Origin of the sequence: Arthrobacter sp. ISL-28, from assembly GCF_018613875.1 — a bacterium.
Classification (GTDB): domain Bacteria; phylum Actinomycetota; class Actinomycetes; order Actinomycetales; family Micrococcaceae; genus Arthrobacter.
This window is the reverse complement of the sequence record NZ_JAGGPJ010000005.1, coordinates 134,904-148,893: the sequence shown is the minus strand read 5'-3', so window position 1 is coordinate 148,893 and position 13,990 is coordinate 134,904. Positions and strand designations below refer to the sequence as shown.

General features: G+C 65.2%; 14 protein-coding genes. 5 read left to right on the top strand and 9 right to left on the bottom strand.

The genetic code is table 11. The features are described from left to right. Positions 1-19: 19 nt before the first annotated feature. From J7E80_RS03485 to J7E80_RS03465, 5 genes are all read right to left on the bottom strand, one after another. Positions 20-1,489, bottom strand: coding sequence for an LCP family protein (locus tag J7E80_RS03485; protein WP_251036387.1), 1,470 nt, complete (start codon positions 1,487-1,489; stop codon positions 20-22). A gap of 235 nt (positions 1,490-1,724) precedes the next feature. Then, positions 1,725-2,684, bottom strand: coding sequence for a GTPase Era (era, locus tag J7E80_RS03480; RefSeq protein WP_215050083.1), 960 nt, complete (start codon positions 2,682-2,684; stop codon positions 1,725-1,727). Continuing rightward, positions 2,668-4,011, bottom strand: coding sequence for a hemolysin family protein (locus tag J7E80_RS03475; protein WP_215050082.1), 1,344 nt, complete (start codon positions 4,009-4,011; stop codon positions 2,668-2,670). Before J7E80_RS03475 ends, era begins: the two co-directional genes overlap by 17 nt. After that, positions 4,008-4,481 (bottom strand): rRNA maturation RNase YbeY, encoded by a 474-nt coding sequence (gene ybeY / locus J7E80_RS03470; RefSeq protein WP_215050081.1) that lies wholly within the window; start codon positions 4,479-4,481, stop codon positions 4,008-4,010. The genes J7E80_RS03475 and ybeY overlap by 4 nt, the downstream gene beginning before the upstream one ends. Then, a complete protein-coding gene (locus J7E80_RS03465) occupies positions 4,478-5,566 on the bottom strand; it encodes a PhoH family protein (protein WP_215050080.1) in 1,089 nt (362 codons plus the stop codon). The genes ybeY and J7E80_RS03465 overlap by 4 nt, the downstream gene beginning before the upstream one ends. A 338-nt stretch (positions 5,567-5,904) precedes the next feature. Between J7E80_RS03465 and J7E80_RS03460 the strand changes: the two genes are divergently transcribed. Then, a complete protein-coding gene (locus J7E80_RS03460; RefSeq protein WP_396020723.1) occupies positions 5,905-6,867 on the top strand; it encodes a GerMN domain-containing protein in 963 nt (320 codons plus the stop codon). A gap of 26 nt (positions 6,868-6,893) precedes the next feature. Here the strand turns inward: J7E80_RS03460 and J7E80_RS03455 are convergent, their stop codons facing one another. The 3 genes from J7E80_RS03455 to hrcA are packed head-to-tail and all read right to left on the bottom strand — an operon-like array spanning position 6,894 to position 9,868. Then, the gene (locus J7E80_RS03455; protein WP_215050079.1) at positions 6,894-7,664 is read right to left on the bottom strand and encodes a 16S rRNA (uracil(1498)-N(3))-methyltransferase; all 771 of its coding nucleotides are present in this window, start codon (positions 7,662-7,664) and stop codon (positions 6,894-6,896) included. A gap of 3 nt (positions 7,665-7,667) precedes the next feature. After that, the gene (dnaJ, locus tag J7E80_RS03450) at positions 7,668-8,795 is read right to left on the bottom strand and encodes a molecular chaperone DnaJ (protein ID WP_215050078.1); all 1,128 of its coding nucleotides are present in this window, start codon (positions 8,793-8,795) and stop codon (positions 7,668-7,670) included. 59 nt (positions 8,796-8,854) lie between these two features. Then, on the bottom strand, positions 8,855-9,868 hold the full coding sequence (hrcA, locus tag J7E80_RS03445; RefSeq protein ID WP_215050077.1) for a heat-inducible transcriptional repressor HrcA: 1,014 nt from the start codon (positions 9,866-9,868) through the stop codon (positions 8,855-8,857). Positions 9,869-10,081: 213 nt separating this feature from the next. On the opposite strand from hrcA, the gene J7E80_RS03440 reads away from it, so the two are divergent. The 4 genes from J7E80_RS03440 (at position 10,082) to J7E80_RS03425 (ending at position 12,663) form a co-directional block, all read left to right on the top strand. After that, on the top strand, positions 10,082-10,936 hold the full coding sequence (locus J7E80_RS03440; RefSeq protein ID WP_215050076.1) for a DUF3097 domain-containing protein: 855 nt from the start codon (positions 10,082-10,084) through the stop codon (positions 10,934-10,936). A gap of 169 nt (positions 10,937-11,105) precedes the next feature. Further along, the gene (locus J7E80_RS03435; RefSeq protein WP_215050075.1) at positions 11,106-11,552 is read left to right on the top strand and encodes a DUF309 domain-containing protein; all 447 of its coding nucleotides are present in this window, start codon (positions 11,106-11,108) and stop codon (positions 11,550-11,552) included. Positions 11,553-11,561: 9 nt separating this feature from the next. Beyond that, positions 11,562-12,080 carry a mycothiol transferase gene (locus tag J7E80_RS03430; RefSeq protein ID WP_215050074.1) on the top strand — a complete coding sequence of 173 codons (519 nt, stop codon included), beginning with the start codon at positions 11,562-11,564 and terminating at the stop codon, positions 12,078-12,080. Positions 12,081-12,243: 163 nt separating this feature from the next. Then, on the top strand, positions 12,244-12,663 hold the full coding sequence (locus J7E80_RS03425; protein ID WP_215050073.1) for a DUF4870 domain-containing protein: 420 nt from the start codon (positions 12,244-12,246) through the stop codon (positions 12,661-12,663). Positions 12,664-12,747: 84 nt separating this feature from the next. Here J7E80_RS03425 and hemW read toward each other — a convergent pair whose 3' ends face one another. After that, entirely contained in the window at positions 12,748-13,977 is a 1,230-nt protein-coding gene (gene hemW, locus J7E80_RS03420; RefSeq protein WP_215050072.1) for a radical SAM family heme chaperone HemW, read from the bottom strand. Between the last annotated feature and the right edge of the window lie 13 nt (positions 13,978-13,990).

Sequence of the window (13,990 nt, the reverse complement as noted above, 5' to 3'; positions counted from 1 at the left end):
TTTGCGGGAGATTCGCCCCTCAGCCCGCGTCCTGAACGATCAGTTCAGGATTGGCCGTCTGGCAGGTTGCGTCCTTTGCCGTCTGGTTGACGATGTCCTTCGGAACCGTTGTCTTGCCGAACTTGGAGCCCGAGACGAAGTCAGCACCAAGATAGAGCTGGACTCCCGAGATCCCCGGCGACGGTGCTACCTGGGCGGCCGGGATGCCGAAGAGCTTCGCAACGTCGGCTGCCACATCGGCGAAGTCAGGACCGTAATAGACCATGGTCTTGGGCGTGGGCGCGTCCTCGAACTGTCCCACCTGGGTGAAGTCGGCCGCGACCAGCGCCTCGACAATCTCCTGGCTCCTGGTGGGGACTGCGGTGCCGTTGACCACGGTCACCGGCTGCAGGGACTTGTCGTACGGCGCTGCCGGCGTGGTCGGCTTGGGCGCCGCGGACGGCGGGGCGCTGGTGCCAGGCGTCGCCGACGGTGACGGTGACGGTTTCTGTTTCCCTTCCGGATCGGTCAGGTCGACGTCCTTCTTGAGCGCGGCGAAAAGCTGTGAGGCCGCCGGCTCCGCCGGATCAAGCCTGTTCGGGTCACTGGCGGCCGGAACGGTCGGCACCGCCACGAAGGCCACCTTGCCGACGTCGATAGTCTTGAGCCGGTTGCCTATGGTGATCAGGGCCGGCACAGAGGAGAGCCCGTCGTCGACCGTGAGGTTCTTGGTCACGACGTCGGCGATGTTGAGCATCTTCACCGGATCCGAGAGGGTGCCGTCGTCCTTGATCTTCCGGGTGAGGGCGGACAGGAACCCCTGCTGGGCCTTGATGCGGCCGAGGTCTCCGCCGTCGCCGAAGGCGTGGCGGGTACGCAGGAATGCGAGGGCTTGCTCACCCTGGACCTGGGAGTTGCCCTTGGGCAGCTTCAGGCGGGAGTCAGGATCGTAGACGGCGTCACTGATGCAGACCTCCACGCCGCCCACGGCGTTGGACAACTCCTTGACGGCGTTGAAGTCGGCCATCATGAAGTGGTCCACCTCAAGGCCGGTCAGCTTGTTCACGGTATCGACGGCGCAGCCGATGCCCGCTTCGCTCATGGCCTCATTGATCATGACGTCGCTGCGGGCCGGGAATTGCTTGCCGGTCTTCTGATCGGTGCATTTGGGGATGTCCACCAGCAGGTCGCGGGGGAAACTGACGACGCTGACGCGTTTGTTGTCCTCCGAGATGTCCATGAGCATCATGACGTCGGAGTTGCCGTAGCCGTTTGAATCCTCGGCACTTCCGTAATTTGAATTCTTGCCGTCGCGGGTATCGGAACCCAGGATCAGGATCTGCAGCCTGCCGGTGGCATCGTCCACGTTGTCGGTCCGGCTGTTGCCGGCCCCGAGAGCGGACGAGGAAATGTTGGACTGCAGCCTGATGTACCAGTAGCCCGCGAAGGCCAGGCCGCCGATCAGGACAACGGAAACGACGGCGGTAGTAACTTTCAGCCACACAGGCATGTGGCGCATGTTCAAATGCCGGGCAGCGCCCACTCGGGCGTCTTCGGCATGCCGGGCAGCTGGCTCGGGCCGGGCAGGTTTGCCCGGCCCCGGTGCGCGGTTGTCGCGGCGTAGCACCACAGGGTGACCTTCCTCTAAAAACGAAATCCGCCTTATTTTAGTCGCCGAGGCTGGGAAAACGCCGGAAGCGTGCCTCGGACCGGCGCGGGAGCGCGCCGGTCAGCAACCTGGGCGGCTAGAAACCCAGCTTTATCAGTTGCTTCGGATCGCGCTGCCAGTCCTTGGCGACCTTCACGTGAAGATCGAGGTAGATGCGCGTGCCGAGCAGGGCTTCAATGCCTTTGCGGGCGTTGGTCCCGACCTCCCTGAGCCGGCTGCCTCCCTTGCCGATGATGATCGCCTTTTGGGAGGGCCGCTCCACGTAGAGATTCACCCGGACATCGAGGAGCTGGTTGTCCTCGGCCCGTCCTTCCCGCGGCACGATCTCGTCAACGACGACGGCCAGCGAGTGGGGAAGCTCGTCGCGGACGCCTTCCAGTGCGGCCTCGCGGATGAGCTCGGCCACCATAACGGCTTCCGGCTCATCGGTCAGCTCGCCGTCCGGGTACAGCGGAGGCGACGGCGGCATGTGGCTGATCAGCACATCCGCCACGGTGCTTACCTGGAAACCGTCCGTCGCCGAGACCGGCACGATGTCCTTCCAGCCTTCTTCGCCGAACACTTCCCGGCCCAGGGCGGCGACGGCGAGTAGCTGTTCCGTCAGTGCCTGCCGGTCGACGAGGTCAGCCTTGGTGACGATGGCTATCACCGGCTTGCGTCCCACGGCTGCGAGCTGTGCCGCAATGAACTTGTCGCCGGGACCGATCTTTTCGTTGGCAGGAAGGCAGAAGCCGATTGCATCCACTTCGGCGAGCGTATCGGCAACGAGGTCGTTGAGCCGTTTCCCGAGCAGCGTCCGGGGCCGGTGCAGACCCGGGGTATCGACGAGGATCAGCTGGGCGTCCTCCCGGTGAACGATGCCCCGGATGGTGTGGCGGGTGGTCTGCGGCTTGGCGGAGGTGATGGCAACTTTCTTGCCTACCAGGGCGTTGGTCAGCGTTGATTTTCCGGCATTCGGCCGGCCCACCAGAACCGAGAACCCGGCGTGGAAACCGCCGAAGGGTGCGCCGCCGTCGGCCTTATTCTGCTTGCTCACGTGGAACTCCCTGTTGCAATTGTTGTGCCTCGTCGAGAAGGTCTTCAAGGTCAGTATTGTCCTGAACGTCGCCCTTTGGAACGGGCGCCGCAATAATGTGGCTGACGCGGTTTCGGCGGCCTTCCAGCCGATCGGCCCGGAGCGAGACGCCGTCGACTTCCACGGCGCTGCCGACGATCGGTACGCGGCCCAGCGCCTTGGCGAGCAGTCCGCCCACGGTGTCCACTTCGTCGTCGTCGAGCTCGAGGTCGAAGAGTTCACCTAGGTCGTCGATGCTCATCCGGGCACTCACCCGGTAGGTGCCATCCCCCAGGTCCACCGCTTCGGCGCTTTCGGTGTCGTATTCATCCACGATCTCGCCGACGAGCTCTTCGATCAGGTCTTCAAGCGTGACCAGGCCCGCCGTTCCCCCGTACTCGTCAATGACGATAGCGACGTGCGTTGACTCTTTCTGCAGCTCCCGCAGCAGGTCGCTGACGGACTTGGAGTCCGGGACGTAGCGGACCTCGCGCGCCAAGGCGTCCACCAGCGGCGGTTCTTCATCCGGGCCCAGGCCGTGGAGCGTGGCAGCCACGTCCTTGAGGTAGACGATCCCGAGGATCTGGTCCGTATTTTCTCCGATGACCGGAATCCGCGAGTAGCCGGAGCGGAGGAACAGCGACATGGCGCGGTGCAGGCTCGAGCCGGCGTCAATGCTCAGGATGTCCGTGCGGGGAACCATCACTGCGCGGACCAACGTTTCCCCGAAGTCGAAGACGGACTGGATGAGTTCGGCTTCGTTGTCCTCGATCATGTCCGATTCGGTGGCCCGGTCCACGAGTTCACGGAACTCTTCCTCGCTGAAGAATGCCTCGTCGCCGCCGGGCGCGCCGGGGGCCACGGCGCTGCCGAGCCGGACGAGCCAGCCCGGAATGGGACCAAGGACCCAGGCGAGGAACCGGATCAGCGATGCTGAATACAGCACGACTCCGGCTGAATGGGAACGGCCCAGCTGGCGCGGTGAGACGCCGACTATCACGAAACCCAGGACAGCCATGATGCCTGTCGCCGCAAGGCCGGCAAGCCACACGTTGTCCAGCAGGCTGTAGAAAAGCACGGCCACAGCAACCGCGGACGCTGTTTCAAACCAGATTCGCCAGAACCGGAGGGCGCGCATGTGCGTCATGGGCTGGTCGAGGATCCGGCGGAGCGCGGTGCCGCGGCTCTTCAGGAGTGCCTGTTCGGCATCATGCCGCGGAAGGAAACTGAACGCCGCTTCCGCAGCCGTCAGCAGCGCTGCGGCAGCAAGGAACACCAGCGCCATGCAGACGAGGAGCAGGGATGTCACTGGATGGTCTCGGACGGAGCTTCTTTGCCGGTGAATGCCGCGAGCAGCTCACGCTGCAGGCCGAACATTTCTGCTTTTTCTTCCGGTTCCGCGTGGTCGTAGCCAAGCAGGTGCAGGATCCCGTGCGTCGTGAGCAGCAGCATTTCGTCCTGGGTGGAGTGGCCTGCATTGCGCGCCTGGACCTCGGCGACCTGGGGGCAGATGGCGATGTCGCCGAGCATCCCCTGGGGCGTGGGCTTGTCCGGCGTCCCCGGCGTGAGTTCATCCATGGGGACGGAGAGCACATCCGTGGAACCGGGTTCGTCCATCAGCTCGATGTGGAGTTTTTCCATGGAGGGTTCATCCACCAGCAGGATGGACAGCTCGGCCTGGGGATGGATATACAGCTGCTCGAAAATGAACCGGGACAGCGCCACGAGTTCTGCTTCGTCCACCTGGACGCCGGATTCGTTATTTACTTCGATGCTCATGCGTGTTGTCCCCGCTTCTCCCGGGGCACGGAATGCTTGACCCGGTTTCGCTGTACTTCGTCCCAGATGCTGTAGGCGTTGACGATGTCTCCGACTAGGCGGTGGCGCACGACGTCCGAGGCGTCCAGAACGGTGAAATTGACGTCGTCTATGCCCTGGAGGATCTCTTCGACGATCCGGAGGCCCGAGCGTGTTCCGAACGGCAGGTCCACCTGGGTGACGTCGCCGGTGACCACCATCTTGGAACCGAAGCCAAGCCGGGTCAGGAACATCTTCATCTGTTCGGGTGTGGTGTTCTGGGCCTCATCCAAAATGATGAAGGCGTCATTGAGCGTGCGGCCCCGCATGTAGGCAAGGGGCGCAACCTCGATGGTTCCCGCCGCCATGAGGCGCGGAATGGATTCCGGATCGATCATGTCGTGCAGGGCGTCGTACAGCGGCCTGAGGTAGGGATCGATCTTGTCGCTGAGCGTGCCGGGCAGGAATCCGAGCCGTTCACCGGCTTCCACGGCCGGACGGGTAAGGATGATCCGGCTGACTTCCTTTTGCTGCAGCGCCTGCACGGCCTTCGCCATCGCCAGATAGGTCTTTCCTGTGCCTGCCGGGCCGATTCCGAAGATCACCGTGTTGGCATCGATGGCGTCCACGTAGTTCTTCTGGTTCAGCGTCTTGGGCCGGATGGTCCTGCCGCGGCTGGAGAGGATGTCGTGGGTCAGCACGTCAACCGGGTTCTGCAGCGACTGGCTGCGCAGCAGCAGGACGAGCTGCTGGAGCACGGCTGGCGTGATCACGGTTCCGCGGGCCACAAGACCGCGCACTTCGTGGAGGAGCCGCATGATGCGCGGGACGTCGGCCGAAGGTCCGCTGATCGAAAGCTCGTTGCCTCGGACATGGAAACTTACGGTCGGGAACTGCTCCTCGATGAAGCGCAGCGCCTCATCATGGCTTCCCAAGGTTTGAACCATCTGATCAGAGTTGTCGAAGATGACCACCTCCGTCCGGATACCGGGCAGGGTATGCGGGAATTCACCTGCGGTGCGGTCCCCGGTGTTGAGGCGGCGCTTTCCGTTTGCTGATTCAGTCATGGTGCCGGCCCGCAGGCCTCTGGTTCCCTCCAGTTCGAAATTAAACTCTTCAGAGTCCTTCCATCTTACGCCAGCGCGCGCCTGCGCTCACCGTCTGGCGCAGCTCCGGCGGCCTCTTCTTCCGTGACGTGTTCCCGCAATTAGGTATCAACTTTGTATCGGCCTCATATCGTTCCCGTTGCAGTTCAGGCCCTGGTGCCCAAAGGCGCACTGGGCCCCTGGGCCTTGTGTAATGCTGGAAATGGAGTCGCTGGGCATCGGCTGCTCCTGCCCGCAGCCGCCGCCTGCGGCTAGTAAACGCCGTGTCTGGCGGGCACCCCACGGGTTTTGGAAGGAGCATGGACATCAGGAAGCCAGGATCAACCGGTCCGAAAGCAGCTGCGCGGATGCGTTCCGTGATAGCGCTCGGGCTGCTCCCTGCCGCTTTGCTCCTGTCCGGGTGCATCGCCGATCCTGAACCAGCCGCAATCTCCACGAACGGCCCCGCCCAATCGCGGCAGGCAGCGGGAACTGACAGTGTTCCCACCACAAGTGCCCCCTTGGAGACGATGCAGTCGTCCAACAAGGCTCCGGTCTACTGGATCGGCCGGAGCGACGCCAACGTCTTCCTGTACCGGGAGTTCCGGGACGTGCCGGACGATGAAAACCCGATCACGAGTGCGCTCAGGGCCATGATGTCCGAGGCGCCTCTGGATCCCGACTTCTTTACACCCTGGCAAAATCCCAAGAACCTGGCGACGTCGATCTCGGGCACGAACGTGATCACCGTGGACGTGTCCGCCGATGCTTTCAACAGCAATCTCGACGCCGACATGGCACAGCGGGCCGTCCAGCAGCTCGTGTATACCGCCACGGCTGCCGGCGCGAGCTCCGGCCTGATCGACGCCGGTCAGCAGATTGAAGTGGTGATCCTGGTGGACGGTCATACCGACTACCAGGCGTTCAAGTACGTCAAGCTGGGTGCCCCGATTGCGCGCAGCGCCGGAATGGTGGCCCCGGTCTGGATCATTGACCCCCAGGAAGGTGTCGAAGTCGCCGACGGCCGCGTCAAGGTCAACGGCCGCAGCACGGTGCCCGGGGGCAAGCTCCGCTGGCAGATCCTGAAGGTGCAGGAGAACGGCGACAAGGAGAAGTACCTGGACGGCGAGGCCACGGCGGCAGCACAGGCCGAGGCCTCCGGAGTGTTCAGCGTGAACGTCAACCTCGCCCCGGGAAACTACGAGATCCGCGTCTCACAGTTTGATCGCAGCAAGCCTTCCGACGAGCTCAACGTGGACACCCGGGGATTCAAGGTCCGTTAGCCTTCCCCGCTCGAAGCCGACTCCAGTTACCAGCGTTCCAGGACGTCACTCGCAATGACGACGGCTGCAGGTCCGGCCGTTGACGACCGCAGCACGTGCGGTCCCAGGAGCGCCGTCACGGCGCCGGCGCTGCACAATTTGGTGACCTCCCGGGGACTGATCCCGCCCTCCGGCCCCACGATCAGGAGGATCTCCCGGGGGTTGGGACCCGCGAGCCCGGCGTCCCGCCAGGCTTCCAGTATTCCCCGCAGGGGTTTCACGGCGTCTTCGTGGAGGATCACCGCTAGAGCCGCGCCCGCCACCTGCGCTGCCAGGCCCTGGGTATCGACGGCGGAACGCACCTCCGGGATCCACGCCCGGCGGGCCTGCTTCGCAGCCGCGGAGACTGCGGACTGCCACTTAGCGTGGGCCTTTGCCGCGCGGTCGCCCTTCCAACGGACAATCGACCGCTCCGACTGCCAGGGGATAACCGCATCGATGCCGAGCTCGGTGGAGGTCTCGATCGCCAATTCATCGCGGTCGCCCTTGGCGAGGGCCTGGACGAGCACCAGGCGTACAGCAGGTCGGTCCTCCAGTCTCACCGAAGAGCACTCGACGGTCAGCTGCGCAGGCGCTACCTGGGCCACCGTGCCTGTCAGGCGACGACCGGCGCCGTCGGCAATGTCGACCGCTTCCCCTACCGCCAGCCGCTTGACCGTCACGGCGTGGCGCGCTTCGGCTCCGTCAAGCACGAACAGCGCCCCGGGCCGTGCCTCATCCAGCGTTCCGGCGGGGGTGAAAAATACGGGGTTGCTCACAAGCTACAGGTTACCGAGGCGGTCCCGCAGCTTCGCGAAGACCCCGCCGCTCGCGGCCAGCTTGCCCTCGGAGAACTGCTCTCCGCGCAGCTTGGCCAGCTGCCGGAGCAGGTCCTCCTGGGCGGGATCAAGCTTGGCCGGTGTCTCGACCTGCAGGTGCACCTTGAGGTCGCCGCGGCCGTAGCCCCGAAGGTGGGTGACGCCAAGTCCCCGGAGAGTGATGATCTCGCCGGACTGGGTACCTGCCTTGACGTCGATCTCCTGTTTTCCGTCGAAGGTGTCCAGGCTCAGTTCCGTTCCGAGCGCCGCAGCCGTCATGGGAATGTTCAGGGTGGCGTGGAGGTCGTCGCCATCACGGACGTAGGTGGGATCGTTGTTGACGCGGATTTCCACATAGAGATCACCGGAGGGGCCGCCGGCCGGGCCGGCTTCGCCCTGCCCGGAAAGCTGGATCCTGGTGCCGGTGGCCACGCCTGCGGGAACCTTGATGGTCAGCGACCTGCGGCTGCGGATGCGGCCCTGGCCGTTGCACTCGTTGCAGGGATCCTTGATGACCGTTCCGAAGCCCTCGCAAGAGCCGCACGGAGCGGAGGTCATAACCTGTCCCAGGATGGAGCGCACTGCCCGCTGGACCTGGCCGCTGCCGCCACAGATATCGCAGCGTTCCGGATGGGTGCCTGCGCGACAGCATGACCCCTCGCAGGTGGGGCAGGTTACGGCGGTGTCGACTTCCAGCTTCTTGTTGGCGCCGAAAACAGCGTCGCGCAGGTCGATCCGGACGCTGATGAGGGCGTCCTGACCCCTGCGGACGCGTGAGGCGGGGCCAGCGGACCCGCCGGCGCCGAAGAAGGTGTCAAAAATATCCTGGAACGCGAAGCCCTGGCCGGCGTAACCGCCGCCGCCGAAGCCGTTGTCCGTGCCGTTCTCGTTGCCTGTGGTGTCATAGACCCGGCGTTTCTGCGGGTCCGAGAGCACTTCGTAGGCGTGGGTGACGGCCTTGAAGCGGTCAGAGGCCTCCGGCCCTGGATTGACGTCCGGGTGCAGGGTGCGGGCCAGCTTGCGGTAGGCCTTTTTGATCTCTTCTCCGGTGGCTTCCGGTGAGACTCCAAGAACGTCGTAGTGGCTGCTCAAAGTTCGTATCTCTTCCTGGTTATCTTGCCTGGGGTGCGGGATTCACTGGACTGTGGGGGTTACGGGCCAAGAATCCTCGAAAGGTAGCGGGCCACCGCACGGACGGCGGCCATCGTGGTGGGGTAGTCCATGCGGGTGGGTCCGAGGATGCCGATTTTAGCGGTGGAGTCCGGTCCGTAGCCGGTAGCTACCACGGACGCCTCAGCCAGTCCGTCGTAGGGGTTCTCGCGGCCGATGCTCACGGCAACACCGCGGGGATCCTGTGCCATCTCGCTGAGGAGGCGCAGCATGACCACTTGCTCCTCCAGGGCCTCGAGGACGGGGCCGATGCTGAGCGGGAAGTCCACGTTGGACCGGGCCAGGTTCGCGGTGCCGGCCATGACCATGCGGTCTTCCCTGGTGCTGTGGGCGAGTCCCTCGAGGGCCCTGCTCAGGGCGATGGCGGCCGGACGCTCTGCGGGAGCGCAGCCGGCCACGACGGCAGTCAGGTGCTGGGGCAGCATGGTCAGCGCCGTGCCTGCGACCCCGGCCAAGAACCTGGTCCGCAAGGCAGTCAGGGTGTCGTCGCTGAGTTCCTGGCCGACGTCGATGACACGCTGCTCGACCTTACCGGAATCGGCGATCAGCACGATGAGGACTTTGCGGGGCGCCATTTGGACAAACTCAATATGGCGGACCACGGCGCGGCTCAGGTGCGGGTACTGCACGACGGCGACCTGGTTGGTCAGCTGCGCAAGGAGCCTGACCGTACGGTCAAGGACGTCGTCGAGATCGTCGACTCCCTCCAGCAGGGACTGGATGGCCCGGCGCTCCGCCTGGGAGAGGGGCTTGACGGCCGAGATCTGGTCCACGAAAAGCCGGTAGCCCTTGTCCGTGGGAATCCTGCCGGCACTGGTGTGCGGGGCGGTGATCAGGCCCTCGTCTTCCAGAGCAGCCATGTCGTTGCGGATGGTGGCGCTGGAAACCCCAAGGTGGTGGCGCTCGACGAGTGCCTTGGATCCCACGGGCTCCCGGGAATGGACATAGTCCTCGACGATGGCGCGCAGCACCTCGAGCTTGCGTGGTTCGCTCATAGTCCACCTCCGATCGACCGATATTGGGCAGGGGCAGCGCGGGCCCGACAACCCATCGCTTAGCACTCGACATGCCTAAGTGCTAACAAGTCTAATATGAGACGGCCCGTTGTTAGCATTGGTACCGCTCCGGGCGAAATTCCGGGCCCGATTCCGCCCGGAGGCCGGTTCAAGGCCGTGGCGGCAGCTTCCTAGTGCAAAGCGGTGTGAACTATGCAGTACCAGACCTGGGGCCCGCGGGACATTGCAGCGCCGGCCAAGAATGATTTGCCAGAGGTACCGGTGGAGCGCGGCATGGTGCTGGAGGACGTCCAATCCGGCTGGGTGGGAGCGGTGACACGCGTGGAGAAGTCCGGCGGGATGCACGTCGTGGCGCTCGAGGACCGCCGCGGCAAGTCACGCTCATTCAAGCTTGGATTCGGTTTCCTCCTGGAGGGCCAGCCCATCCGGCTGATGCCGCCGGCACCGTCGGCCAAGCGGCCAGGTTCCGGCACGGCAGCCCGCACCGCGTCGGGCTCCGTCCGGGTGGAGGGCCAGCGCGCCCAGGTCGCCAAGGCCAGCCGGATCTGGGTGGAGGGCAAGCACGACGCCGAACTCGTGGAAAAAGTCTGGGGCGACGACCTCCGGGTGGAGGGCATCGTCGTCGAGCCCCTTCACGGCATTGACGATCTGGCCGCCGCTGTTGCCACATTCCGCCCGGGACCCGGCCGCAGGCTGGGAGTGCTCGTGGACCACCTCGTTCCGGACTCCAAGGAATCCCGGATTGCGGACGCCGTGATGGCCTCGCCCGGCGCCGCGGGGAACGTGCTTATTGTTGGCCACCCCTACGTGGATGTCTGGCAGGCCATCAGGCCGTCCGTCCTCGGCATTCCACAGTGGCCGGTGGTGCCCCGGGGCACGGACTGGAAGACCGGGATCCTTGCTGCATTCGGCTGGCCGCATTCCACCAAGGAAGACGTCGGCCTCGGCTGGCAAAAGCTCCTCGGTGCGGTGCGGACGTACGCCGACCTGGAGCCTGCGCTGCTGGGCCGGGTGGAAGAGGTCATCGACTTCCTCACTGCGCCGTAGCTGACACTGCGCCGTAGCTGACACTGCGCCGTAGCTGACACTGTAGGTTCCATGGATCAACAAACATGGCGAGACCTTCCCAAAGAGTGGGTCTTAGCATGGGGTGTATGAACGGCATGGCGTGTATGAAGGCGGGCAGGCTCCAGGGACGCTCAGGACGGGGACGGCGATGACCGGCGACAGGGATCGGGATGCCTTCCGGCGCCCGCGGCAGGCCCGGCCCCGCGACGCGCTGGGGCGGCCGCTGCCGTACGGAAGTGCTGGCGTCGAGCCGGTCTCGGAGGAGCCGCTGCCTCCAGAGCAGACGTTGGTTTCGGCCCGAAGCCTGGTGGAGGCCGGCCGGCCCTTCGCGGCCCATGAAGTACTTGAGGCGCGCTGGAAAGCCGGGCCGGCAGAAGAACGCAACCTTTGGCAGGGTCTCGCCCAGATCTGCGTCGGGCTCACGCATGCCGCGCGGGGGAACAGCGTTGGCGCGCTCCGGCTCGTCGAGCGCGGTGCGGCCCGACTCGAGGAGTACAGTTCCGGCGCAGGACCAACCTATGGGCTCGATCTGTCCGCGGTTGTGCGCTGCGCACGTGACCGGATGCGCACTGGCCGCCCGGCCGGCGAACACTAAGGTGACGCGATGAAATCCAACGATCTGCTGGTGGACGCTTTCGTCCGGATCCACGAGGCCGTGTCCGCCACCCTGGATGGGATCGACGACGCGTCCCTGATCCGCCGTCCGGCAGGCAACGGGAACTCTATTGCCTGGTTGATCTGGCACCTCAGCCGGATAGAGGACGCGCAGGTCGCCTCCGCCGCTGGCCTGGAGCAGGTCTGGACTTCGCAGGAATTTGCCGGCCGCTTCGACCTGCCGCTGCCCGAAGGCGACACGGGCTACGGCCATTCGACTGGCCAGGTCGACGCAGTGCGGGCCACGCCGGAGCTGTTGCTCGCATACTACGATGCCGTTCACCGGCAGACTGCGGAGTTTCTCAGAACTCTCGGCGACGAGGACTTCGACCGGGTCGTCGACTACGGCTGGGACCCGCCCGTCACTCTTGGGGTGCGGCTGGTCAGCACAATTGCCGATTGCCTCCAGCATGTGGGGCAGGCGGCCTACGCCAAGGGCTTGAACCCCGGGATACAGGGTGGACCCTAAGAGAACTGCGGTGTCGCGGGGCCGGCAGCGCGTCGTCCATTCCGGGCCCGACCCAGTATTCTTGGAAGGGCGCCTTGCGCGCTCCCGCCGTCCGGCGCCACCGGCCGGCGCGAACATGAACCACCGGCAATATCGCACCAACGCATGTTTAAGGAAGAAAACCGTGGCAGAAGATGCTCGCGACCGCAGGGATCCCCAGTCCGGCCCTGACGTGCCCCAGTACCATGGCGTGCCTGCCAATGCGCTTCCACTGACCGCCAGCGAGGACAGACAGTGGGCAACGCTGGCCCACTTCGGCGGGATCCTCGGCTGCGTGCCGGCACTGCTGATCTACCTGATCTTCCGCGACCGGGGGCCCTTCACGGCCCAGGAATCCAAGGAAGCCCTGAACTTCACGCTGCCACCCACCATCGCGGCTGTCCTCGCCAACGTGCTGGTGCTGCTCCCCGTGATAGGCAACCTGTTCGCCGTACTCGCCACCCTGATCTGGATTGCCCTGACCTGCTTCGCCGTGTCCGCCGGCATCCACGTCAACCGTGGCCAGCCGCACCGCTACGCGTACAACCTGCGCTGGATCAAGTAACGGCCCAAGCGGCCCCAGACCTGTTCGGGTCTGGGGCCGCTGTTGGTTAAGCCGTATTCAGTTTTGCGGGCCCGGACCCGGAGGTTAGTCCGGCAGGATCCGCCGCACGACGGCGTCCGCCAGCAGCCGCCCCTTGAGTGTCAGGACCAGCCTTCCGCGGAAAGCATCGGCAGGTGCCACGAGGCCGTCGGCAATGAGTCCGGCCACTGCATGCTTGCCGGAGGCCGAGAGCGAACTGACAGCTAGTCCCGAAGCCAGCCGGGCCTCCAGCATGATTCTTTCCACTCCGCGGGTTTCGGCGTCGAGGGTTTCGCGCCCCGCAGCGGGCGACACACCGGAGGCGAGCCGGCCCGCGTAGGCGGTGGGGTGCTTGACGTTCCACCAGCGCACTCCGCCGACATGCGAATGGGCGCCGGGTCCGATCCCCCACCAGTCATCCCCGCGCCAGTAGGCAAGGTTGTGCCGGCAGGCCTGATCGGCAGTGGCGGACCAGTTGCTGACCTCGTACCAGTGGAGGCCGGCGTCGGAAATCATCTGATCGGCGAGCTCATACTTGGCGGCGTGGTCGTCGTCGTCGATTCCCGGTACTTCACCCCTGCGGATCTGCGCCGCAAGCTTGGTGCCATCCTCTACTATCAGCGCGTAGGCGCTGATGTGGTCCGGGCTGTAGGAAAGCGCCGTTTCGAGCGAAAAGCGCCAGTCCTCGAGCGATTCGCCCGGCGTGCCGTAAATCAGGTCGAGGCTGACGTCCAGCCCGGCATCCCGGGCCCACTGCACCACCAGGGGCACACGGCTGGGCGTATGCGTCCGGTCGAGGACCTTCAGGACATGCGGCACAGCAGACTGCATGCCAAAGGAAACCCTCGTAAAGCCGGCATCGGCCAGGAGCTGCAGCGACTCGGGCGTGACGGAATCCGGATTGGCTTCCGTGGTCACTTCGGCGCCGGGTTCGATGCCCCACTGATCGGTGGCAGCGCGGAGAATACGGGCCAGATCCTCTGCGGGCAGCAGGGTGGGTGTGCCGCCGCCAAAGAACACCGTCCGGAGCTTCCTGGCGGGAAGGCCGGACTGCTCCAGGACGCCCGCGGCGAACTCCACTTCGGAAATGGCCGTGGAGGCATATGCATCCTGGGACGCGCCGCCGCCGAGCTCCGTGGCAGTGTACGTATTGAAGTCGCAGTAGCCGCAGCGAACCGCGCAGAACGGGATGTGCACGTAGAGTCCAAAGGCCCGGTCCGCCGCACCGTCCAGCGCCTGCGGCGGCAGCAGGCCGTCCGACGGTGCGGGATCCCCTAAGGGCAGAACGCTAGGCATGTGTGCGGCCTCC